Here is a 24,475-nt window from a genome sequence, read left to right as displayed (position 1 = left end):
CCATCTTTCGCAGTGCGGTTAGGTAGGTTCCGTGCCTCGTCTGGGCATGTATCGCAATGCCGTTAGGCATCTTTCGGAAGACAAAACGAAGGATTTTCAACGGAGAAAGAATAGTCAAAGCGGTAACCGTTTGATTGTTAGCGCATTACATAAAACGCCCGAGAATCGCGTATTTACAGCCAACATTTCTTTCGTTCAAAACAAATGTGTAGATTGTTATATAGATTGTCCTGAATATTCCGTAAGGTATTTGCTATACGGCAAAATCGCATCATGGCTTGGCGAACCACCGTCAACCTCATGATAGCTACCAATTCTATAACGGTGGTTATGATAAATAGCACAACTGTGGCCACAGGAGGAATAAAAGAAAGCACAAACAGATCACTCGCCCAACAACGACTCAAGTTGATCGATGGCCTCCACCATATCGGCGGCGAAGGTGGTATGCGACTTCAGGAAATCGGGGCGACCTTTCGACAAGGCACCGTAGAGATTGGGATCCATCGAAACGACATACGAACTGATGGCATATTCAATGTCGTCTTGTTGCCAAGCGAGTTGCGATTGGGAATAAACGCGCCATTTCTGATGGAAAAATGCGTAAGCGGAAGCTATGCTATCGTGACTAAATTGCATGGTATGGAAGAATTTATTTGCAAAATTACATAAAATGATGCTGCATAACCAAACATTACGAATAGTTTTTAGTAATTTTGTAACGAACATATATCCTTTCGCAACATGAAATCCATTCGCATCGCTTTTATCTCTGTGTTATGCCTGTTAGGCACCCTGCCGCTCTCGGCACAACCTTCCAATACGATTGAGGGTACGGTAAACCTCTCGGCCTTGCGCCAACGCCATGAGGGCTGGGGCGTCAGCCTGTGTTGGTGGGCCAACATGTGTGGCAAGTGGGATGAGGAGAAAGTGGATGAGCTGGTCGACTGGCTGGTCAGTCCCAACGGGCTCAACTTCAACATCTTCCGGTACAACATTGGTGGCGGTGAGGATCCGCTCAACCGCAACTGCGACCTTCACCACATGGGGCGCGGCAAGGGATTGCGCGCTGAGATGGAAGGATTCAAGGATTCGACCAACGGCGACTATGTTTGGACAAGAGATTTAGCGCAGCGACGTATTATGCTGAAGATTAAGCAGAAACGTCCCGACGCCATCTTCGAGGCATTCTCCAACAGTTGCCCCTATTACATGACGTATAGCGGTTGCGTGGGTGGCAACGACGATCCCAACAAGGACAATCTTCGACCTGAGTATTACGAGGAGTTTGCCCACTATCTGGTTGACGTTTGCAAACACTATAAAGATGTGTATGGCATCGAGTTTAAGACGCTCGACCCGTTCAACGAACCCATGACCGACTATTGGAACCGCAACGGCAGCCAAGAGGGTTGCCATTTCGATTTCGAATCGCAGATTGCTTTCCTGAGGGTGCTCACCCCCATCCTGAAAGCCTCCGGATTGAAGACTGTCATATCGTCCTCCGATGAGACAGAGGTAGCCACGTCTGCCAAGGGCATCAAGGCCTACCAAGAGGCTGGAGTGCTCGATTTGGTGGGGCAATGGAACGTACACACCTACAAGGCCGACAACGAATCGCGCAAGATCGTGAACCAGGTGGCAAGAGGCGCTGGCAAGATGCTCTGGATGAGCGAGGTGGGTGCTGGCGGACGCGGCATCGATGGCAACCTGCGGTTGGCACAAACCTTGTTCGATGACGAGCGTTACATACAGCCCGACGCGTGGATCGACTGGCAGTATGCGGCTGAGCGCGACGACCAGTGGTGCATGATCGACTGCGACTTTGGGAAGCAGACTTATCGCAAGGTGAAGCATTATAGCGTTCGCCAACAAGTGAGTAAGTTCATCAAGGTAGGCTACACGTTTGTCGACACTTCCCTACCCTCCACCTTGGCGGCCATCAGTCCCGACAAGAAACAACTCGTTTTAGTGGCGCTTAATCTTTCAAAGGAGCCGCTGTGCTATTCCATCAATCTGTTGAACGGAAAAGCGCAACCCACTAAGGGACAAGGATATATAACCACACGCACACAGGATGTAGAACCCTGCGATTTCCAATCGGAAAACAAGCGCAACCTTCATTTCAACATGCCTGCCAAGAGCATCATGACGATTGTTGTGCCCGTCAAAACAAACAAATAACCCCTATAACCACAAGCCCTATGATTAAGATTTATGGAATGAAAACTTGTCCCCATTGCGTCTACTTGGACGAGCAGATCGCTGGCGACGCCCGTTTCCAAGTGTTGGATATCGGTGAGCATGTGCGTTACATGCGCGAGTTTATACACCTTCGCGACACCTCTTCCGCGTTCGACCATGCCAAGGAGGTGGGCGACGTAGGCATCCCTTGCTTCCTGTTGGAAGACGGTACCGTGACGCTGAAGCCCGAGGATGTGGGGCTGCGCGAATACGACCCCGAAGCGCCCTCATGCAGCCTCGACGGAAAGGGCTGCTAAACAATTCTCCCCTTTCGTTTGCACAATTACCATTATTTTACTAACTTTGTCCAATAATCATCATTCAAAACCCAAAAGATGACACAAGAAGAAATGGAAGCTCGCCGCCGTGAAATGGAGGCGGAGATTGCAGCCAACGAGGCTGCCGATCAGGAATACAGACGCAAGTTGAAGCGCAACATCATCGTTGGCGCAATCATCATCATCGTAGCCATCGTGAGCTACTTGGTGCTGAAACCCAACAACGAGCCGGATGTGTACTATAAAAATGGTGACATCGACTACGTGGCCCAGGCCGACAAGTTGCGCCGCAGCGGTAAGTTCCAGGAGGTTAGTCAGTTCAGAGGTGGCTATGCCATCGTGAGCGACGGCAAGAAGTACGGCATCGTGGATGTGAAGGGCAACATCATTTGCCCCATCAAGTACGACGCCATCGAGTCGAACTACAGCGAGCATTATCCCGACTTGGCCCTGGTGAAGGTCGGCGAGAAATATGGCTTGGTGGACAAGAGCGGCAAGGAGACCGTGAAGCCCATCTACGACGAGATAGGCTCTATCGCAAGCGGCACCATGGAGGTGAAGCTGGGCGAGGAGACTTTCCGCATCGACACCCAGGGAAACAAGGTCAGCGAATAACCATCGGTTAGAAATAACTCCAGAACCATGCCCGTTATCACCATCAAGTCGTTGGACGAGCCGGGTGTAGAAGTCTACAGTCGGCTCACTGATCACCAACTTCGTCAGGACGCGTCAGATCCCAACGGACTCTTCATCGCAGAGAGTCCCAAGGTCATTCGTGTGGCCATGGCGGCCGGTTTCCAGCCGCTGTCGATGCTCTGCGAGGAGCGTCACATCGAGGGCGATGCCGCAGACATCATACGAGAGGCTGGCGACATACCCGTCTACACGGGCGATCGGGCGTTGCTGACAGAGCTAACGGGCTACAAACTGACGCGTGGCGTGCTTTGCGCCATGCGCCGAAAGGTGATGCCCACGCCCGCCGACATCTGCAAAGGCAAGCGTCGCATCGCCGTGATACAGGGCGTTTGCGACACCACCAATATCGGATCGATCTTCCGATCGGCGGCCGCCTTGGGCATAGGAGCAGTATTGCTCACCCGGGACAGTTGCGACCCGCTCAACCGAAGGGCGGTCAGGGTGTCGATGGGATCGGTATTCCTGGTTCCTTGGACATGGATCGACGGACCTGTGCAACAGCTCAACGACATGGGGTTCAAGACGGTGGCCATGGCTTTGGCGCCCAACGCCACCTCGCTCGACGACCCGAAGCTCATGGCTGAGCACCACTTAGCCATCGTGCTCGGCACCGAGGGCGACGGACTGCCCAAAGAGGCAATCGCCGCATCCGACTATATCGTGAAGATTCCCATGGCCTACGGGGCCGACTCGCTCAATGTGGGCGCGGCGGCGGCGGTGGCCTTTTGGCAACTCAGGGATCGCTAATAATTTTTTCGATAGAAACATTTTTTGCAATAGGAAGGTAAAAATATGACGGAAGTGAATGCTTTAAAGTCCTCTGGCATCTATGAACTGAAGGTGCTGAAGGAGGCCAACCATGAAGTGATTGCGCTGGGCATGAAGAGTGCCTACCGCGATAGGCCACAGTATAAAAAGGTATTGGACAACGACTTTGCACGCTACAAGGAGTTCGACCATCCGAACATCTTCAAATACGTTGAGCTCAAAGAGACCGAAAACTTGGGCACATGCATCATCATGGAATGGGAGGACTGCCGCCCGTTGTCCGACTATGTTGCCGAGAGTCATAGCGAAGAGGAGAAGAAAGCCATCATCAACCAAATTGCAGAGGCACTCGATTACATGCACGGTCGTCGTTGCGTGCACACCGCCCTGTCGCCTTCAGTCATCTTTGTGACCACCAAGGGCGACAACGTGAAGATTCTCAACTTCCGCCAGCGCTATGCCGACGGACTGAAACAACCCATGGACACCTTGAAGTTTGTTGCCCCAGAGGCCAAGGATGGAACCGTGACGCTTGATGCGCGAGCCGATATCTTCTCCTTGGGACAGGTGATAAAGTATCTCAACATGCCGCTTTCGTACCGCCCTGTGATCGACGAATGTTGCAGCTTTGGGCGCAATGAGCGCTTCCCCGACATCGATGCGTTCCTTTCTGCGCTCAATCACCAGAAGCGCTCACGAGCCGACTATCATGAGGGTAGCAACACTGGCGGAGGAATACAATTTGGCAACAAGCGCAAGGGATTGGCGTTGGTTGGTGTCATCGCAGCCTTAGTAGTGCTTACTGCCATATGGATTTTCCGTCAGCGCAGTCAAGCCGACGACGCCGCCAATGCACCTCAGACGGAGCAGGTGGAGAACATCGACGCCAATGCGGCCAACCCCACCGACAGCCAAACGGTAGGAACCAACGCCGCTAACGCCACACCAACGACCGACGTTTCGTTCCTCGACGAGCTCATGCCGCAAGTGAAGACCGACCTGGACGGCATCTACGCCAAGGCCAAAGGAAAGAAATCGTTAAACAAGAAGGTGGCCAACTACTATAAAGGTCTACGTAAGGTGCTGCTGCAGCGTGGCTTAAACGACGATCAGTTGCAAGCCTTCGACAAGGCGTTTGGCGAATACAACGCACAGAAAAAGGCCGAATAACCCACCCGATCATACTGAACGGCCCACAAACCCGCGACGCGCCATGTGACGGCTGGAAAGAAACGGACCTGTTGCGGGTAATGGACAGCATGCCCGCAAATAACGAATATGACCTCAAGCATTAGCATCTCTCATGAGAAAACCATATCTTAAATGCATCGTTGCAACACTCCTGTTATGCGTTTCCGCCGTCCTTCCTACGACGGCGCAGACGAAGGGCAACGGCGATCTGACCCGCGAGAACCTTCGCGACAGCCTTCGCCAAGCCATGGAAACGCTATCGTTCCACCCCGATTCGGTCGACCTGATGTTACGAAAGGCGTCGTGGAACCTTCAGTTGGAGCAATGGCAGTATGCCAAGGATGAGTATGACAAGGTGCTTAGGAAAGAGCCCTACAATGTGGCGGGGCTCTTTTATCGTGCCTACGCCAACGACAAGTTGCGCCGCTACAAGTTTGCACGACTCGATTACCTGAACCTCCTGCGCATCGTTCCTGGCAATTTCGAGGCCCAACTGGGATTGGCGCTCGTCAACCAGAAGGACCAGCATTACACCGATGCGCTCGATGGCATCAACCGTTTGGTAACGGCCTTCCCCGATTCGGCGGTGGCTTGGGCGGCAAGAGCGGGCATGGAGAAGGAGCGCAACCAACTCGAGTTGGCCGAATACGACTACACCGAGGCCCTAAAACGCGACCCCAACAACTCCGATTACCTGCTGGAGCGAGCCGACATACGCATCAAACTGAGAAAAATCAGTGACGCTCGACACGACTTGGACGCTGTGGTCAAACTGGGAACACCCAGGATCGCCCTCAGGGAATGGTACAACCAATGCAAACAATAACACCTTCAACTTAAACTAAATAGCATCAGAGAGCTTGTGAAACGGAATGAGCCGCACAACGAGATGTCCCTACAATCATGAAAGATATTAAGAAAATTGTGCTTACTGGAGGCCCCTGCGCAGGAAAGACCACGGCTTTGGTGAAGATCATCGACCACTTTTCGAGCATGGGGTTCAAGGTGTTCACCATCCCTGAGGTGCCCACACTCTTTGCCCAATCGGGCATGGACTACCTTACAAAGAACCGAAACTTCTTCTACGAAGGCGAAAAAGCCACCCTCGAAATACAGCTGGCGCTCGAGGACAAGTTCATCAAGATGGCTGAACAGGTTGACGAACCAGCCGTGATTATATGCGATCGCGGCGCCATGGACATATCCGCTTACATGGACGCTCATCTTTGGCAGGAGATCACCTCATTGGTCGGAACCAATAGTTTGGAGCTTCGCAACCGTTACGACGCCGTGCTTCACCTCGTCTCAGCCGCCGACGGAGCCGAGGAGTTCTATACCACCAGCAACAACAAGGAACGCACCGAAGGCCTCGAGCTCGCACGCGAATTGGACAAAAAGGTTATCAACGCGTGGACTGAGCACCCGCACCTGCGCGTCATCAACAACCATCAGGACTTCAACGCCAAGATCAACCGTGTGCTGAAAGAAATATCGGCCGTGCTCGGTTTGCCACAGCCCATCACCGAGGAACGCAAGTATATCGTGAAGGTAACGGGCGAAATACCCTCCTCCATCGACTCACACATCACGCAGACCTACCTGGTTTCAGACCCCGACAGTGAGGTTCGCCTCCGACAGAGGGAATGGGCAAACGGCAATGTGGTCAACGTGCACACCACGACAAAGACGCTCAACGCCAACCAACAGGTGGAAACGGAGCGACAGGTGAGCAACGCCCTCTACGAGAGTCTACTCTCGCAGGCCGACCCCTACCGACAAACCATTTGCAAACAACGCAAAAGTTTCATTTGGAAGGGACAATATTTTGAGCTCGACACCTACGAGAAACAGTTGGAAGGACTGGTCATCCTGGAGACGAAAGGCATCACCGACAAGGAGCATGTCAACTTCCCGCCTTTCATCGAGGAGGTGGAAGACATCACCGGAAACCGGAAATACTACAACTACAACTTGGCCCTTCGCCATTAACAACCCATCACCCCACCCCACACTCGTCATAGTAAGAACCCTATAAAAGACATATTCGTAACACGTGCACATAGTTATCGCAGGAAACATCGGCTCGGGAAAGACCACGCTCACCAACCTCTTGGTTCGCCATTACGGTTGGAAGCCACGCAAGGAATCGGTGGCCGACAACCCCTATCTTTCCGACTATTACAAGGACATGAAGCGTTGGGCCCTCAACCTGGAGGTGTTTTTCCTAAAAGAACGATTCAGAGACCTTCTCGAAATCAACCATGAGAAGCAGGTGGTGGTGCAAGACCGTTCCATCTACGAGGGCGTTTACATCTTCACCGCCAACAATCACGACATGGGAAACATGAGCGACAACGACTACGATACCTACATGGGATTGTTTGAGTCGATGATGATGGTGGCTCGCATGCCCGACTTAATGATCTACCTACGTTCGTCGGTGCCCCACCTCGTGGACAACATTCACAAGCGAGGGCGCGACTACGAGCAGAATATGCAGCTCAATTACCTGAAGAATCTCAATGACAGATACGACGATTTCGTGACGAACCATTATCCCGGACGCACGTTGACCATCGACGTCGACAATCTCGACTTCCAACATTCCAGGGAGGACTTCGCCTACATTGTGAAGCAGATCGACACACAGTTGGCTGAGATCGAAGGACGTGAACACACTTTGTTTAATAAAATCTGATAATACATACGCATTATGCACATAGCTATAGCAGGAAACATTGGCAGCGGAAAGACCACGCTGACAAAGATGTTGGCAAAACGATACGGATGGACTCCCCGTTTCGAACCCGTCGACAACAACCCGTACCTTGACGATTTCTATCACGACATGAACCGTTGGAGTTTCAACCTCCAGGTGTATTTCCTTAACAAACGATTTAAGGAGGTGGTGGAGATTTCGCAAAGCGACGAGAACATCATCCAGGACCGCACCATCTTTGAGGACGCCAAGATCTTCGCGCCCAACCTTCACGACCAGGGATACATGAGCGATCGCGACTTTGAGAACTACTCTGACCTCTTCGATCTGATGATGTCGTTGGTGAAGTTGCCCCAACTGATGATTTACATTCGCAGCTCCATCCCCACACTGGTGAAGCACATCGAGAAGCGCGGACGGTCGTTTGAGAAGAGCATCCGCATCGATTACCTGACGGGCTTGCAGCAGCGCTACGAGGATTGGATCAAGAACTATAAGGGCGAGCTCATCATCATCGATGGCGACAAGCTCAGTTTTGAGGACACTCCTGAGGACTTCCGCAAGGTGACCGACATGATCGACGCCAGCCTCTACGGTCTTTTCCCCTTGGAAGAGGGCAAATAAGAAAACGCTAACAGGGCTATAGGGAAAGGAAACAACCCATAAGCCTCACGAAAAAATAATGATGATAACGCAACGAAGCGTGCTCTTCTTATCGATGAGCACGCTTCGCTGCGCTATGAAGAAGGGGCATTTCCAAAACAGATATTTGGCTATGCTCTAAACGTAGGGTTGCTTCTCCTGGTCTAAGACGAGGACAATTCACATTAGGTCAACAGTACCTCCCGGTCTAAGACGAGGCAAACCTCTATGCGACCCAGGATAGTTCAACGACTTTCGGCAGGTTGAACCTCATACAACCTGAAGGGGCACATGCTGTCCAAACATCCAAATGAGGCAGAGAGACAGGTGTCTTTTCTGTCTTTCCCACCTTGGTCACACCCTTGACAGGATTCGTCTTTAGAGCTTTCCCTGCTCACCCAGATAACTGTCCTTGAAACCAAGGAAGTAAAGGATGCCGTCGATACCCATGGTGTTGATGCTCTGTTGGGCATTGGCCACCACACGTGGCTTGGCGTGGAAGGCGATGCCCAAACCAGCCTCGCTAATCATCGGCAGGTCGTTTACCCCATCGCCCACGGCAATGGTCTGGGCCAGGTTAACCTTTTCCACCTGGGCGATGAGCTTGAGCAGTTCCGCCTTGCGGTGCCCATCCACAATGTCGCCAAGATAATTGCCCGTCAATTTGCCATTCTCGTCAATCTCCAGTTCGTTGGCATACACGTAATCGACGCCAAACTTCTTCTGAAGATACTCGCCGAAATAGGTGAATCCACCACTCAGAATGGCAATCTTATAGCCACAAGTCTTCAGCACACTCATCAGGCGGTCGGTTCCCTCGGTGATGGGCATGTGCTCGGCGATGTCTTTCATCACGCTGGCGTCGAGACCCTTGAGCAGCGCCACACGCTCCTTGAAACTCTCCTTGAAATCGATCTCACCACGCATGGCTCGCGCCGTAATTTCCGACACCTTGTCGCCCACGCCGGCACGCTTGGCCAACTCGTCGATACACTCGGTCTGAATAAGCGTTGAATCCATATCGAAACATATCAGTCGGCGCATGCGGCGATACATGTCATCGTGCTGGAACGAGAAGTCGACGGCCATCTCTTGCGACATGTTCATCAGTTCCTTCTGCATGGTGGCGCGGTCGGCAGGGTTGCCACGCAGCGAAAACTCGATGCAGGCACGCACATTGCGTTGCGGCTCCTTGATGCTCATTCGGCCAGAAAGGCGAAGGATGGAGTCGATGTTCAATCCCTGTTGGGCAATGATCTTCGTGGTGGCCTCAATCTGTTGGGCGGAGAGCGAACGGCCAATCATGGTCAAGATGTATCGGTTCTTGCCCTGATGGTTTACCCAGTTTTCATACTCCTCGTCGGTAATGGGCGAGAAACCGATGTTCACTCCCAGCTCGGTTGTCTTAAAGAGCAGTTCCTTCATCACCTGACCCGAGTGCATCTCGTCGAGACGAATGAGCACACCGAGCGACAGCGTTGCGTGAATGTCGGCCTGGCCAATGTCGAGCACCTGCGCGCCATACTTGGCCAAGATGCCCATCACCGATGCGGTTAGACCGGGACGGTCCTGACCCGTGATACGAATTAATATCTGTTCCTCCTTTTCTCCACTCTGATTCATTGTGTAGAATGTTTGTCAAGTTAATCTATTCGAAGAGCCACCACACATGCTGCGGGAAAGAATTGCCGCCAAAGGATAGGCCCTCATGAATTGCAAAGTTACGGTTTTTTACTGAAAAGTGAGAAGGTTTGGCCCACGCATTTCACACACAATGGTTCATAAAACCCCAAAAGGTCATAATGCCGAAGTGGGAAACCATGTGATTGCGATTGCTTCTTTTCAACTTTTGTCAGCGTCTCTTACGACATTTTCACGCAAACACAACCACCTAACGCATTATTTTTGTATCTTTGTCGCAACAAGTTCAAACCTCATCGGCCATGACAAAAAGCATACGTCTCATCCTTTTCATTCTCATGCTAACCCTCGCGGGAACGGTCGTTCCAGCATCAGGGAAGTCAAAAAATCGCCTCAAAGTGGCGTTGGTGCTCGGCGGCGGAGGAGCCAAGGGCGCTGCCGAAGTGGGTGTGCTCAAGGAGATTGAGCGCATAGGCGTGCCCATCGACTACATCGTGGGCACAAGCATAGGGTCAATTGTGGGAGGACTCTATGCCGCTGGGTACCGCGCCGAGGAGCTCGACTCGCTCTTTACCCACCAAGATTGGCTCGACTTGTTCAACGACCGAAAGGCCAAGAAAGGCGAGAAGGAGAAGGCCATCAAGGGCTTTGGACTGATGAGAGGCGTGGGGGTGATGCAATTTCTCGACTCGCTGCTCACCGTAAAGAACCACTACCAGGGCCTTGGCGCCTACCCCGACTCCATCAATTTCGATTCGTTGCCCATTCCCTTCCGCGCTGTGGCATGCGACGTCAACACAGGACAGAGCGCCGTGCTTGCAAAAGGCAACTTGGCGCTGGCCATGCGTGCCAGCATGGCCATACCGGGTGTGTTCAAGCCGGTGCGCGCCGACTCGATGCTGATGCTCGATGGCGGTCTGGTAAACAACCTGCCGGTGGATGTGGCTCGGGCCATGGGAGCCGACCTTGTCATAGCCATCGACCTCACACAAAACAAGCATCCCGACTTTGTGCCCAAGAAGATTAGGAAATTTATGGGCAAGGGACTGAAGTGGCTCCGTCAGCGACCCGACTTTGTAAACTACAATCGCAACCGCAAGGATGCCGACCTCTGCATCAACCCCAAGCTCAAGGGATATGGTGTAACCAGCTTTAAGACCGCCGACATACGCGCCATGATTGAACTGGGGCATAAGGCAGGGAAAGACCATCACGGCCGACTCAGGGTCATCAAGAAGAAGGCATTGGACAAATGAGCGGCAGGGCGATTAAAGCCATCCATATCTTCGCTCTTCCACTAACAAACAATCGCCATTCGCAAAGCCTATTGACAAAGCCTTGCGAATGACGATAACAATTTGCTCTTATGATTCGAATAGTGGTACGCTCCCACTATTCTCCCTTCAATACGGGCAGGGAGATGTGGTACTTCACCGCCAAGAAACGAATGACGACGATGAACAAGAACGTGGCAATGGCCGACAACGCCACGCTGACGTGCAAACTAATCATGATCCAATAGAGTACTCCGCCACAGACGGAAGCCATGGCGTAAATCTCCTTGCGGAAGATAACGGGTATCTTATTGAGCAGTACGTCGCGCAACACTCCACCTGCGGAACCCGTGATGCAGCCCATGATGATAGCCACCCAGATGGGATGCCCATAGTCGAGAGTCTTTTGCAATCCGGCAATGGTGAACAGAGCGAGGCCCAAGGTGTCGAACGCAAACCACGCATTGTCGAGGCGTTTCAGCGATCGTGCGAACACGATGACGATAAACTGGGCCATGAGCGTGCAAAGAATGTACATGGGCGACGTCATCCAGAAAGGTGTGGCGTTGAGCATGACATCGCGCAACGTACCGCCGCCAATAGCTACCGCAATGCCGCATACAAAGCCACCGAACCAGTCGTAGTGCCTGGCAGCGGCATGGCGGATGCCCGATATGGCGAAGGCCAGTGTTCCCAGGATTTCAATGATTTGGAGGATGGTATCAACCACCTTAGGGTCTGTGTTGATCATTTACTTATGGAAGAAGGAATATACGAATACTTAAATGGTTTACCCTGAATGGTTTATACCTCATTGATGGGCTTACCTTCCTTAAAGGCTCTCACGTTATCGACGCAGATGCGCATCAGTCGTTCGCGCGCTTCCTTGGTTGCCCATGCGATATGGGGCGTCAGGTAGGCGTGTGGTTGGGAGAAGAGCGGACAATCCTTGCGCGGTGGCTCCTGCTCCATGACGTCGGCTCCATAGCCAGCCAAATGGCCCGACTCGAGCGCGTCGGCAATGGCTTGCTCGTCGACCAGCGCACCACGCGCTGTGTTAATGAGGATAGCACCCTCTCGCATACGGCTAATCTTCTCGGCGTCAATGAGATGGTTGTTGTCCTTTGTGAGGGGACAATGAAGTGAGATGATGTCGGCCACACCCAACAAACCGTCGAGCGTGGTCTTCTGAATGCCCTTGGGCAACGACATGGCATCCTTTGAGGTCACGGCAAACACATCCATGCCAAACTGATGGGCGATGGCGGCCACACGTTGGCCAATATGTCCCAGGCCAACAATGCCCAACGTCTTGCCCGACAACTCCATGAGAGGAGTGTCCCAATAGCAAAAATCGGGGTTCGTGCTCCAGCGACCTTGGCGTGAGGCGTCGCCATAGTGGGCCACCTGATTCGTGATATTGAAAATGTGGGCAAAGGTCATCTGCACCACCGACTCGGTGCTATAGGACGGAATGTTGGTAACCACCACGCCACGCTTGTGGGCGGCTTCCACATCGACCACGTTGTAACCTGTGGCCAAGACACCAATATACTTGAGTTTGGGCAACTGCTCGAGCACATTCTCTGTGATGTTCACTTTATTGATAAGAATAGCATCGGCTTCCTTGGCGCGCTCCACCACCTCTTCGGGTGCGGTGCGCGGATAGATGGTAAGTTCTCCTAATTCCTTCAGTCCGTCCCAGGAAATGTCACCGGGATTGGCAGCATAGCCGTCTAATTCTACAATCTTCATTTCTCGTAATCTTTATCTTTGTATCGGTCTCCCCAACAGTTCACCATTCGTTGGTAGAGCTTATCCTCCGCCTGACTGTGCTGGGCATGCCAGAAACGGCAGCCTTGCAGTTCGTCGGGAAGGTATTGTTGTTCTGTGAAATTGCCGGGATAGTCGTGCGGATACTTGTATCCGTCGTGGTAACCCAGGTTGGCCATGAGTTCGGTGGGTGCGTTGCGGATAGGCAACGGCACGGGTTGGTTTCCGCTCTTTCGCACCTCGCTGAGGGCCTCGCCAATGGCTTTGTAGGCCGAGTTGCTCTTCGGACTGGTAGCCAAGTAGACCACGGCTTCGGCCAGAGGGATACGTCCTTCGGGCCATCCGATCTTCATCACCGCATCGAAGGCGGCGTTGGCCAACAACAAGGCGTTTGGGTTGGCCAGGCCTATGTCCTCTGCCGCGCTGATCACCACCCGTCGGGCAATGAACTGCGGATCCTCGCCTCCCTCAATCATACGCGCCATCCAATAGAGCGCAGCGTCAGGATCTGATCCACGAATGCTTTTAATGAAGGCCGATATGATGTCGTAGTGCATCTCGCCTTGCTTGTCGTAGGCCAGCGGATTCTGCTGCAGGCGTTCTTCCACCATCTTGTCGGTGATAACGATGGGGTCGCTGTCGGCCGCCTCCACCACCAGGTCGAGTATGTTGAGCAATTTGCGGGCATCACCGCCACTATAGCGCATCATCGCCGCCGTTTCTTGCAGCTCGATGTGTTTCTCGCGCAACTCCACATCTTTCGTGATGGCGCGTTGTAGCAACTTCTGCAAATCACTGACGCCAAGCGACTTAAGAACATAAAGTTGACAACGCGAGAGCAGTGGCCTGATGACCTCAAAGGAGGGGTTTTCGGTGGTTGCGCCAATGAGCGTCACAACACCTTTCTCCACCGCACCCAGCAAGGAGTCTTGCTGCGACTTGGAGAAGCGATGAATCTCGTCGATGAAGAGAATGGGCGACTCTGAGTTGAAGAACCTTCCTCCTTTGGCTTTCTCGATAACCTCGCGCACGTCCTTCACGCCGCTTGTCACAGCACTCAGCGTATAGAAAGGAACCTTCAGCGTATTGGCTACAATCTGAGCCAACGTGGTCTTTCCAACACCCGGAGGTCCCCACAGTATAAAGGAGGAAATATGACCGCTGTCGATCATCTTCCTCAGTACCGCACCTTGACCCACAAGATGCTCCTGCCCTACGTAGTCGTCGAGCGTGCGGGGGCGCAAACGCTCTGCCAAAGGTTCACTCATATTATGCAAAGGTACGAAAAACCAACGTGACATATAATCTTTATGCGTTAAAGTTTTCAAAATTTGCACGCCTTTTGATAAGGCCTTGCACCAAAACGAATCGACACGCGCTTACCAAAGAACGAATAATGGAAATGCTTATCGCCACCCCAAACAACAGCTAACAATGGGCCGACCATCCGTAACAGCACTTTATTTCCATCGTTTTCGCCTTGCAAATGCATAAAAATCGAAGCATTTGCCCCGCCTTATGCATAAGGCGTACATAAATTATAATGTAGCTTTTACTTTTTTGCCGCTTTGCTTTTTTTCTATTAAATTATTTTGTAACTTTGCCATCATATTATTTACCCAAAAGATGAGCATCCAAAACACGATTCTCTTGCTAACTGAAACGGTGGAAAAACTTTCAGACCCTCAAACCCTGAAAGGACTCTTCCACCAACATCGTGAAGGCTATCCATTACCGTCGAGCACGGTTTTGGAGGAGATTGTGCAATTGTCGCGCGCCATCCTCTTCCCAGGATTCTTCGGAAAATCACAAGTCAACATCCAAACCATCCAGTACCAAATAGGTGTCGAGGTGGAGAAATTGAGCTATTTGCTAAAGGAGCAGATACTGGCTGGCCTGTGTTTCTCGGAAGACTACGAGGCCAAGAGCGGTATGGTCGATTTGAAAAAACAAGCCCGCGAATTGGCCAGCGAAATGATTAGCCGACTACCAAAGGTCAGGAGCGTGCTGGCCACCGATGTCGAAGCGGCCTACAATGGCGACCCTGCGGCCAAGAGTTATGCGGAGATACTGCTATGCTACCCGGTCCTCAAGGCGCTAACCAGCTACCGGTTGGCCCACGAGTTGTTTCTCATGGGGGTGCCGCTCATTCCACGCATGATGACAGAGATGGCACATTCGGAAACGGGAATCGACATCCACCCAGGCGCCACAATAGGCAGCCATTTCACCATCGACCATGGAACGGGCGTGGTCATCGGCGAGACCTGCGTCATCGGAAACCACGTGAAGCTCTATCAGGGCGTGACGCTCGGAGCCAAGAGTTTCCCACTCGACGAGCAAGGCAACCCCATCAAGGGCATTCCTCGTCACCCGATCATTGAAGACGACGTCATCGTATACGCCAACGCCACACTGTTGGGACGCATCACCATCGGCCGAGGCGCAACCGTCGGAGCCAACACCTGGATTCTCGAAGACATGCCGCCCGAAGCAAAGGTGTTTAAGAAATAGCATCGAAGAAGGCCACAATGGTCCTGCATTTCATAAATGACGCCCCATCGGTTTAAGCAAATGCAACTATCGGTTCAACAAAAACATGCAGCAAGTGAAATAAGAACAAGCAACTCATTCTGCCAAACAGGCTATCGTTTCAAGACCTGTCAAACTCCGGGTTATGACGAATGGCCTCACATTGCAACCGTTAGCCAACAGAAAAGCAACCTTACGACCCCACTAATTAGACATATTTAAATTAAGAATAAAATAACAATCATAAAACAATGGAATTTGAACTCATCGCCAAAACATTCATGGGCTTAGAGCCTGTTCTGTCACAAGAGCTTACCCAACTGGGCGCAAACAATGTGCAGATCGGCCGCCGCATGGTGTCGTTCACGGGCGACAAAGAGATGATGTATCGTGCCAACTTCCAGTTGCACACCGCTATTCGCATTCTGAAGCCCATCAAGCACTTTAAGGCTCGCTCGGCTGAAGACGTATATAATGAGGTAAGAAAAATTGATTGGAGCCAGTACATCACTAAGGGAAAGACCTTTGTGGTCGATTCAGTGGTGTATTCCGATGAGTTCCGAAACTCCAAGTTTGTTTCATATAAGGTGAAAGACGCCATCGTCGACCAATTCCGCGAGACCACTGGCGACCGTCCCAATATCTCAATCAGCAACCCCGACATTCGCCTTCATATCCATATCGCTGAGGACAAGGCAACGCTTTGCCTGGATTCGAGCGGTGAGAGCCTGCACCGTAGAGGCTATCGCCAGGATACGGTGGAAGCTCCGCTCAACGAGGTGCTGGCCGCTGGTATGATCCTCATGTCAGGATGGAAGGGCGACACCGACTTCATCGACCCCATGTGTGGATCGGGAACGCTCATCATTGAGGCAGCTCTGATTGCGCAGAATATCTCACCGGGCGTATTCCGCAAGGAGTATGCCTTTGAGAAATGGCCCGATTTCGACAAGGACCTCTTCGACGAGATTTACAACGACGACTCGAAGGAAAAGGAGTTCAACCATCATATCTACGGCTACGACATCGACATGAAGGCTGTGAACACGGCCATCCTGAACGTGAAGGCTGCGGGATTGTCGAACGTCATCACCGTGCAACAGCAGGACTTCAAGAACTTCACATGCCCGAAGGAGAAGAGCATCATGATCACCAACCCACCTTACGGCGAGCGCATCTCTACGCCCAACCTGTTGGGCACATACAAGATGATTGGCGAGAAACTCAAGAACGAGTTCGCTGGCAATGAGGCTTGGGTGCTGAGTTACCGCGAGGAGTGCTTCGACCAGATTGGTTTGAAGCCAAGCATCAAGATTCCCGTGTTCAACGGAAGCCTGGAATGCGAGTTCCGCAAGTACGTCATGTTCTCTGGCAAGATGAAGGATTTCCGCTCAGAGGGCGGCATTGTGAAGACCGATGACGAGAAGCGCGAGATGGCACAAAAGCACCGCTTCAAGAAGAACCGCGAGTTTAAGCAGCGCCTCGACGAACAGGAGGCCAACGAGGAAGGCGACATTCGCTCGTTCCATTTCCACGCATTCTCAAGTCGCTCGTTCCAGGATGACGACCGCAAACGCGGCGACCGTCGCCCCATGAGATTCGGCGATGAGGAGCGTGGAGGCAATGATCGCCGCGACCGCAAGTTCTCGGGTGACCGCGATCGCAACTTCTCGGGCAATCGCGACGACAAGCGCGGTGGTGGCCGATTTGGCAAAGACGGCGACCGCTATGGCAAGAAAGGCGACTGGGCCGGCAAGGGCCGCGGTGGCGACAAGCGTTTTGGAGGTAACAAGAAGTTTGGCAATAAGAACCGTTTCGGCAATGAAGATGAATAAATTCATGGTGATGCTGGGCATGATGACGGCATTGTTCACACAGAATGCAGCAAGCGTTCAAGCACAAGAACTGAAGAAGTTTACCCTTGAGGACCTGAACTTCGGCGGCAACAACTATCACAACATGATAGCTGAGAACCGTTGGACGGCCTGGTGGGGTGATGAGCTCGTCCGCACAGATGTGGAGGATTGCAAACTCGTTAACAAGGCTACAGGCAAGGAGAGCGTGCTCTTCACCTTGGACGACATCAAGGCAAAGAGCGGCTTGAACCTCCATAGCCTGTATAGCGTGTCGTTTCCCGAGGCCAAGAAGCCCTTGGTGCTTCTCAACGACAACAAGAGTACGCAACTGCTCAACTGGAAAACCGGCAAGGCCGTGTGGACCATCGAATACAAGGATCGTTCGGCAGCGCAGGCTTGGAACTTCCATTACGGAAGTCGTAACACGGCCTATGTAAAGGGCGACCAGCTCTATGTGCAGACCGCCAACGGCCAATCGAACCAACTGACGACCGACGGAAGCCGTAACATCGTGTACGGACAGAGCGTACATCGCGATGAGTTCGGCATATCGGGTGGCTTGTTCTGGAGCAACAAAGGCAACAAACTGGCATTCTATCGCATGGACCAGAGCATGGTGACCGACTTCCCCCTGATCAACATCCCTGACCCCTCATGGGCTCCCACCAGCGGTTCGCGCATGGCGACGCCGGCTCCCGAGAAGTACCCGATGGCCGGAGAAACAAGCCATCAGGTAAAAGTGGGCGTATATGACGTGAACACAGGCAAGACCGTTTGGCTCAAGGCAGGCGATCCTACCGACCGTTATTTCACCAATGTAACATGGAGTCCCGACGACAAGACGATCTATATGATTGAGCTCAACCGCGACCAGAACGATTGTCAACTCGTGGCATACGACGCCGAGACTGGCGACAAGAAGGGAGCCATCTACCATGAGACCGACGAGAAGTACGTGGAGCATCTCACTCCGATCGTCTTCCTGCCTTGGGACAGCAGCAAGTTTATCCTCGAGTGTCAGAAGGATGGTTTCAACCATCTGTACCTCTTCAACGCCAAGGGCGAGCAGTTGAAGCAGATTACCAATGGCAACTGGGTGGTCATGGAGACGATTGGCTTCAACGAGAAGCGCCACAGCGTTATCATTGCCAGCAATGAGCGAAACCTCATTCAGCGTAATATCTATAGCGTAAACATCGACAATGGCAAGCGCACCCTTATCGATGAGAATGGCGAGGGATGGCACACGGCCAGCCTGAGCACTTCGGGCCAGTATATTGTCGACAAATATTCCACTCCTACTGTCCCCCGTAACATGACGATTGTCAATGTTGACAACGGCAAGAAGGTGCGTTATCTCACCGCTGCCGATCCTTGGAAGGGCTACAATATGCCTGAGTACAAGAACGGTACTGTGAAAGCAGCCGATGGCACTACCGACCTTTTCTATCGCCTGGTGTTACCCGTCGACTTCGATCCCAACAAGAAATATCCCACCATTATATATGTATATGGTGGTCCTCACGCCCACAACGTAGACGCTTCATGGCATTGGGGCTCACGCAGTTGGGAGACCTACATGGCCCAGAAGGGCTATATCCTCTTCATTCTCGACAACCGCGGAAGCGAGCATCGCGGCAAGGCGTTTGAGCAAGTCACGTTCCGCCACCTCGGCGACAACGAGGTGGCCGACCAAATGGAAGGTGTGAAGTATCTCAAGAGTTTGCCTTACGTCGACGCAGACCGCATCGGTGTGCACGGATGGAGTTTCGGAGGATTCATGACCATCAACATGATGACCACCCATCCTGAAGTGTTCAAGGTAGGCGTGGCAGGCGGACCTGTCATAGATTGGAAATGGTACGAAGTGATGTATGGCGAGCGCTATATGGACACGCCGCAAACAAACCCCGAGGGTTACGCATCTTCGAGCCTCATTCCGAAGGCCAAGAACCTGAAAGGAAAACTGCAAATCATCGTTGGCCTCAACGACAACGTATGTTTATTGCAGCACTCCCTGTCGTTCCTCAAGCAGTGCATCCAAGATGGCACACAGCCCGACTACTTCGTGTATCCCGGAGAGCCACACAACATGCGTGGCCACCAATCAACGCACCTGCATGAGCGCATCTCTCAGTATTTCGATGATTATTTGAAGTAAGACCTTTAACTTTATTATCATAATACTTTAAAAACAAGAGATTACCATGAAACAGATTAAACATCTATTGGTTCTCGTTGCGCTGCTTCTGCCGCTCTTCGCGCAGGCAGCCGACAAAGAGGTGTTGGCAAAGCTGCAAGCATTGCCGGGTGTCAGCGACGTGCAAGAGCTAAAAAGCACAGCTTACGACAACAAGTATCTGCTGAACATCACACAGGAGGTGGATCCCATCCACCATCAGGCAGGCACATTCAAGCAGCGTGTCGTGGTTTGCCATGTGGGTTACGACCGTCCTACCGTGCTCGTCACCGAGGGTTACAACTGCAAGTATGCTCTTCGCGAGGGCTACCAGGAGGAACTCTCTAAGTTGCTCAACGCCAATCTCGTTTTCGTGGAGTATCGCTATTTCGAGGCCTCCACACCCTCACCCTGCAACTGGGACTATCTGACCGTTGAGAACTCTCTCTACGATCTTCACAACGTCAACCAGACCTTCCGCCAACTTTACAAAGGGAAATGGGTGTCAACTGGTATCAGCAAGGGTGGCCAGACCTGTATGTTCTACCGCGTTTTCTTCCCCGACGATGTCGATGTGTCGGTTCCCTATGTGGCCCCGTTGAACTCAGCCGTTGAGGATGGACGCCATGAGCCCTTTATCGACCATCAGGTTTCTACCGCCACCAACCGCAAGCACGTGAAGGATTACCAAATTGAGGTGCTGAAGAGAAAGGCAAAGCTCATGCCGATGTTCACACAATACTGCAACGAAAAGGGCTACAGCTTCCGCATTCCGTTGGAGGAGATCTTCGACTATTGCGTCCTCGAATATTCGTTCGCTATCTGGCAGTGGGGCACTCCAATGTCGCAAATTCCCGATGCAACGGCTTCCGACAAGGAGCTTTTCAACCATCTCATCGGCATTTCTGAGCCAGGCTACTTCACTCCAAACAACCCCAACCGCTCATTCAACGTACAAGCCGCACGTGAGTTGGGCTACTATGGCTACGACATCAAGCCCTTCAAGAAGTGGCTCACCATTAAGTCGGCCAAGGGTTACCTGCATCGTGTCATGTTGCCCAAGGAGCTTCAGAACTTGAAGTTCGATAAGACGCTGTACAACAAAACCTTCAATTGGCTCAAGAACAACGACCGTAAGATGATTTACATCTATGGCGGTATCGACCCATGGGGCGCCTCTGGCGTAGCTGGTCTTAAATTCCTGAACAGCAAGAAGTACATTAAGGTTTATGTGTTGCCCGACGGAAGCCATTCCACTCGTATCAGCACGTTCCCCGAGCCCACACGCACGGAGATCATCAACATCCTTCATCAGTATCTTGAAACAAACTGATTATCAGACCGAAACAGGTGTTGGTTGCATGAAGGCTGGGGACAAGAGATCATCGCACCCAGTCATTCATCGACCCGCCCTACTAATTTCGTAAACACATAACACATTCAGACGATTATGAAAATATTGCTATTAGGAAGTGGCGGGCGCGAGCATGCCATGGCATGGAAGATTGCCCAAAGTAAGAAATGCGACCAATTGTTTATCGCTCCCGGCAACGCTGGCACGACTGCCATTGGTGAGAATGTGAGCATTGGCGTCAACGAGTTCGATAAGCAGAAGGACTTCGTGGTTACCAATGGCATCGACATGGTGGTGGTAGGCCCCGAGGTGCCTTTGGTAAACGGCATCGTCGACGCATTCAGAGCCGACGAGCGCACCGCCAACATTCCCGTCATCGGTCCCTCTAAGCAAGGAGCCGAGCTCGAAGGCAGCAAGGATTTCGCCAAGGGATTTATGAAACGCCATAACATTCCCACGGCAGCCTACGAGACCTTCGACGGCACAACGATCGAGGAAGGCGTAGCTTTCCTGAAGACCTTGAAGGCGCCTTACGTGCTGAAAGCCGACGGTTTGGCAGCTGGCAAGGGCGTGCTCATCGTGCCTACGCTTGAGGAAGCCGAGAAAGAACTGCGCGACATGCTGGGCGGAATGTTCGGTCAGGCATCAGCCAAGGTAGTCATTGAGGAGTTTCTCAGTGGCGTAGAGTGCTCTGTCTTCGTACTTACCGACGGCAAGCACTACCAAATCCTTCCTGAAGCCAAGGACTACAAGCGCATTGGTGAGCACGACACCGGCCTAAACACCGGTGGTATGGGAAGCGTCTCTCCGGTTCCCTTCGCCAACGCCGAGTGGATGAAAAAGGTGGAAGACCGCATCATCCGCCCCACGGTTGAAGGCCTTGCGGCCGACGGCATCGACTATAAGGGATTCATCTTCTTCGGTCTTATCAACGTGGAAGGCAACCCCATGGTCATCGAGTACAACTGCCGCATGGGCGATCCCGAGACCGAGACCGTGATGCTCCGACTGAAGAGCGACCTCGTCGACCTGCTGGAGGGTGTTGCCAAGGGCGACCTCGACCAACGTAAGGTGGCGTTCGACGAGCGCGCTGCCGTCTGTGTCATGCTGGTTAGCGGTGGTTACCCACAGGCTTACCAGAAGGGTTACGTCATCGAGGGGCTCAACGAGGTAGAGGGCAGCATTGTGTTCCACGCCGGAACCAAGATGGCCGATGGCAACGTGGTGACCGATGGTGGTCGCGTGTTGGCCGTTTCCTCATACGGCAAGGACAAGGAAGAAGCCTTGCATAAGAGTTTCACCGAGGCTCAGAAGATTCGCTTCAAAGACATGTACTTCCGCCGTGACATTGGTCAAGATCTCTAATTGACAAGACTTCACTCCTCATTTCAGGATATTTGAACGTGATGGCCGACATTCATTGTGCCCCTTCAAGGCTTTCCTCTCTATGAGAACCAGCTACAAAAGGGACGAGGTGAATACCGACCATCACATATCACTTCATCAAATTCAATAGGTACAAGGGAGGCAAAGAGAAGCCGCCCGTAATGAAACGTCATGATTAAACGCGCTCAAAACAGAATAGCCCAGTCGCGTTGGTCGTTACCCGTGACCGCCATCTATGGCTTGCTGCTGTTCCTTATATCAGGAATGGCCTCGCAAGGCCTATGGTTGCAACTGCTCATTCTTGTTGCTTCCACCGTGATGATGGTTATTCTCAACAACAATAATTCGCTCATCCGCATCTACAGTCGCATGGTTTCATGCTCCTTCTATGTTGTGGTGCTGATGTCCCCGTTCTTGTTTTCATCCATCAACATTGGCATAGCGCAACTGGCGTTCATCTTCTCGCTCAACTTCATTCTCCGCGCCTTTCAAGACAAGCAAGCCGTAGGATGGGTGTTCTACGCCTTTGTGGCCATCGGTGTGGCCAGCGTCTTTTATGTAGAATTGCTATGGTTGGTTCCCATTCTTTGGATTCTGCTTACCACCAACGTGTTGGCCATGAGTTTGCGCACGTTCATCGCGTCTATCCTGGGTGTAGCGCTCCCCTATTGGTTTTTGAGCGCCTATTATCTGTTGATAGGCAATCCACAGGCCATTGCCGACCATTATGAGGCCATGCTGCTTTGGCAACAACCGTTCGACTTTTCCATGCTCGACATCCATCGAGGCCTAACATTCTTGTTTGTCGCCATCCTCGGCATCATTGGCAGCGCGCATTTCGTAGCCTATAGTTACCAGGACAAGATTCGCACCCGCATGGTTTTCGAGATGTTCATCACCTTAGAGATTTGTTTATTGGTATTGCTCATTCTGCAGCCCCAGCATTTCGATGTGCTGTTATCGCTGCTTCTCACGGTCGTGTCGCCCCTTATCGGCCACTTCCTGTCGCTCACACACTCCAAACTATCCAACATCACGTTTTTCACTCTCATCATCGCCGCCTTAGCATTAACCGTTTTCAATATATGGATGCCTTAGTCGACATATTGCTCAATTATGGCTACTGGGGCATGTTGGTAGCCGCTTTTCTTGCCGGCAGTTTCTTTCCTTTCAGTAGCGAAGCCGTTATGTTGGCGCTCCTTGCCGCCGGATTAGAACCCTTGCCCTTGATCGTCTACGGCACCGTGGGCAATGTTGCCGGTTCGATGTTCAATTACGCCGTAGGGCGAATGGGTCGTCTCGATTGGATAGAGCACTATCTCCATGTGAAGAAACGCGACCTCGACAAAGCCCAGCGATTCATGGCGGGCCATGGCGCATGGTTTGCCTTTTTCTCGTTTCTACCCGTCTTGGGATCGGCCATCACCATCGTCTTGGGACTCATGCGGGCCAACATCCCCATCTCCCTCATCAGCATCACGCTTGGCAAGGCACTCCGTTACATTCTCCTCGTCTATAGTGTAGACCTGCTGTTGTAACGAAGGACTCCATCGCCCATAGCCACATGCCCAAGGATCCTTACCCATCCTCCGTCACAGATATTCCTCCTATAAGCCATTACCGGACCATAGCGACAAGGGGGACGAAAGGTCTGTCAACACTTACTTCTTTTGAAACGTGATGTAGGCGAAAAAGTTCGAGCATCGTTCAGCAATAAACGCCAGATACCGAACCCACTTTTTAGCCAAAAACCATGACAATGGGCCATTCAACGCACCGTTTTGCCACACACTTTCTCTTCCCTAACGAGCGCCCAATGGCCCCGTCCGCCTTCACGGCAAATGCCTCGTTAAGAATACACCAAGCCCAACACGCCAAATCGCATAGCGTAACCATCCGAAATATGCCGACTTGTTAATTGCAAAAAAACTCGCAAGTGTTT

Annotated in this window: 22 protein-coding genes; 17 read left to right on the top strand and 5 right to left on the bottom strand. The window is 52.1% G+C overall.

The window, feature by feature from the left end:
- Positions 1-384 precede the first annotated feature (384 nt).
- Positions 385-639 carry a hypothetical protein gene (locus WKK33_RS08980; RefSeq protein ID WP_337468399.1) on the bottom strand — a complete coding sequence of 85 codons (255 nt, stop codon included), beginning with the start codon at positions 637-639 and terminating at the stop codon, positions 385-387.
- A 105-nt stretch (positions 640-744) separates the two neighbouring features.
- Here WKK33_RS08980 and WKK33_RS08975 point away from each other — a divergent pair, with 105 nt between their 5' ends.
- The 9 genes from WKK33_RS08975 to WKK33_RS08935 all read left to right on the top strand — a co-directional run bounded on the left by WKK33_RS08975 (position 745) and on the right by WKK33_RS08935 (position 8,520).
- A complete protein-coding gene (locus tag WKK33_RS08975) occupies positions 745-2,184 on the top strand; it encodes a glycoside hydrolase (protein ID WP_337933471.1) in 1,440 nt (479 codons plus the stop codon).
- Positions 2,185-2,204: 20 nt separating this feature from the next.
- On the top strand, positions 2,205-2,501 hold the full coding sequence (locus WKK33_RS08970; RefSeq protein ID WP_337933469.1) for a glutaredoxin-related protein: 297 nt from the start codon (positions 2,205-2,207) through the stop codon (positions 2,499-2,501).
- Between the two features lie 78 nt (positions 2,502-2,579).
- Positions 2,580-3,137, top strand: a complete 558-nt coding sequence (locus WKK33_RS08965) for a WG repeat-containing protein (protein WP_337933467.1) — start codon at positions 2,580-2,582, stop codon at positions 3,135-3,137.
- 27 nt (positions 3,138-3,164) lie between these two features.
- The gene (locus WKK33_RS08960; protein ID WP_287770146.1) at positions 3,165-3,965 is read left to right on the top strand and encodes an RNA methyltransferase; all 801 of its coding nucleotides are present in this window, start codon (positions 3,165-3,167) and stop codon (positions 3,963-3,965) included.
- Between the two features lie 45 nt (positions 3,966-4,010).
- Positions 4,011-5,156 (top strand): protein kinase, encoded by a 1,146-nt coding sequence (locus WKK33_RS08955; protein ID WP_337933464.1) that lies wholly within the window; start codon positions 4,011-4,013, stop codon positions 5,154-5,156.
- A 133-nt stretch (positions 5,157-5,289) separates the two neighbouring features.
- Entirely contained in the window at positions 5,290-6,003 is a 714-nt protein-coding gene (locus WKK33_RS08950) for a tetratricopeptide repeat protein (RefSeq protein WP_309438434.1), read from the top strand.
- A gap of 77 nt (positions 6,004-6,080) precedes the next feature.
- Positions 6,081-7,166, top strand: a complete 1,086-nt coding sequence (locus tag WKK33_RS08945) for an AAA family ATPase (RefSeq protein WP_337933462.1) — start codon at positions 6,081-6,083, stop codon at positions 7,164-7,166.
- A 64-nt stretch (positions 7,167-7,230) separates the two neighbouring features.
- Entirely contained in the window at positions 7,231-7,875 is a 645-nt protein-coding gene (locus WKK33_RS08940; RefSeq protein ID WP_321105074.1) for a deoxynucleoside kinase, read from the top strand.
- Between the two features lie 15 nt (positions 7,876-7,890).
- Complete coding sequence (locus WKK33_RS08935; protein WP_215758912.1) at positions 7,891-8,520, top strand: deoxynucleoside kinase; 630 nt, start codon at positions 7,891-7,893, stop codon at positions 8,518-8,520.
- Between the two features lie 396 nt (positions 8,521-8,916).
- On the opposite strand, the gene serB is transcribed toward WKK33_RS08935, so the two are convergent.
- Entirely contained in the window at positions 8,917-10,161 is a 1,245-nt protein-coding gene (serB, locus tag WKK33_RS08930) for a phosphoserine phosphatase SerB (protein ID WP_337468406.1), read from the bottom strand.
- Between the two features lie 320 nt (positions 10,162-10,481).
- On the opposite strand from serB, the gene WKK33_RS08925 reads away from it, so the two are divergent.
- Positions 10,482-11,435, top strand: a complete 954-nt coding sequence (locus WKK33_RS08925) for a patatin-like phospholipase family protein (RefSeq protein ID WP_337933459.1) — start codon at positions 10,482-10,484, stop codon at positions 11,433-11,435.
- A 136-nt stretch (positions 11,436-11,571) separates the two neighbouring features.
- Here the strand turns inward: WKK33_RS08925 and WKK33_RS08920 are convergent, their stop codons facing one another.
- Genes WKK33_RS08920 through WKK33_RS08910 form a run of 3 tightly spaced genes read right to left on the bottom strand, consistent with a single transcriptional unit; the run spans position 11,572 to position 14,494 of the window.
- Positions 11,572-12,204: a trimeric intracellular cation channel family protein gene (locus tag WKK33_RS08920; protein ID WP_215758915.1), complete on the bottom strand. Its 633-nt coding sequence runs from the start codon at positions 12,202-12,204 to the stop codon at positions 11,572-11,574.
- A 53-nt stretch (positions 12,205-12,257) separates the two neighbouring features.
- The gene (locus WKK33_RS08915) at positions 12,258-13,208 is read right to left on the bottom strand and encodes a D-2-hydroxyacid dehydrogenase (protein WP_337933457.1); all 951 of its coding nucleotides are present in this window, start codon (positions 13,206-13,208) and stop codon (positions 12,258-12,260) included.
- Positions 13,205-14,494: a replication-associated recombination protein A gene (locus WKK33_RS08910; protein WP_215758917.1), complete on the bottom strand. Its 1,290-nt coding sequence runs from the start codon at positions 14,492-14,494 to the stop codon at positions 13,205-13,207. Before WKK33_RS08910 ends, WKK33_RS08915 begins: the two co-directional genes overlap by 4 nt.
- A gap of 358 nt (positions 14,495-14,852) precedes the next feature.
- Here WKK33_RS08910 and epsC point away from each other — a divergent pair, with 358 nt between their 5' ends.
- From epsC to WKK33_RS08875, 7 genes are all read left to right on the top strand, one after another.
- Complete coding sequence (gene epsC, locus WKK33_RS08905) at positions 14,853-15,740, top strand: serine O-acetyltransferase EpsC (RefSeq protein ID WP_337569885.1); 888 nt, start codon at positions 14,853-14,855, stop codon at positions 15,738-15,740.
- 269 nt (positions 15,741-16,009) lie between these two features.
- On the top strand, positions 16,010-17,593 hold the full coding sequence (locus WKK33_RS08900) for a THUMP domain-containing protein (protein WP_337933455.1): 1,584 nt from the start codon (positions 16,010-16,012) through the stop codon (positions 17,591-17,593).
- Positions 17,580-19,775 carry a DPP IV N-terminal domain-containing protein gene (locus tag WKK33_RS08895; protein WP_337933453.1) on the top strand — a complete coding sequence of 732 codons (2,196 nt, stop codon included), beginning with the start codon at positions 17,580-17,582 and terminating at the stop codon, positions 19,773-19,775. Before WKK33_RS08900 ends, WKK33_RS08895 begins: the two co-directional genes overlap by 14 nt.
- 46 nt (positions 19,776-19,821) lie before the next feature.
- Positions 19,822-21,126: a S28 family serine protease gene (locus tag WKK33_RS08890; protein WP_337933450.1), complete on the top strand. Its 1,305-nt coding sequence runs from the start codon at positions 19,822-19,824 to the stop codon at positions 21,124-21,126.
- A 117-nt stretch (positions 21,127-21,243) separates the two neighbouring features.
- Positions 21,244-22,512 carry a phosphoribosylamine--glycine ligase gene (purD, locus tag WKK33_RS08885; protein ID WP_337468412.1) on the top strand — a complete coding sequence of 423 codons (1,269 nt, stop codon included), beginning with the start codon at positions 21,244-21,246 and terminating at the stop codon, positions 22,510-22,512.
- A 192-nt stretch (positions 22,513-22,704) separates the two neighbouring features.
- Entirely contained in the window at positions 22,705-23,631 is a 927-nt protein-coding gene (locus tag WKK33_RS08880) for a hypothetical protein (RefSeq protein WP_337933448.1), read from the top strand.
- Positions 23,619-24,071, top strand: a complete 453-nt coding sequence (locus tag WKK33_RS08875; RefSeq protein WP_337933446.1) for a VTT domain-containing protein — start codon at positions 23,619-23,621, stop codon at positions 24,069-24,071. The genes WKK33_RS08880 and WKK33_RS08875 overlap by 13 nt, the downstream gene beginning before the upstream one ends.
- Positions 24,072-24,475: the final 404 nt, after the last annotated feature.

The sequence above is a fragment of the Hallella sp. genome (assembly GCF_037460745.1).
Classification (GTDB): domain Bacteria; phylum Bacteroidota; class Bacteroidia; order Bacteroidales; family Bacteroidaceae; genus Prevotella; species Prevotella faecis.
Note: the sequence above shows the minus strand (reverse complement) of the source record. Positions and strands in the feature narration are given on the sequence as shown.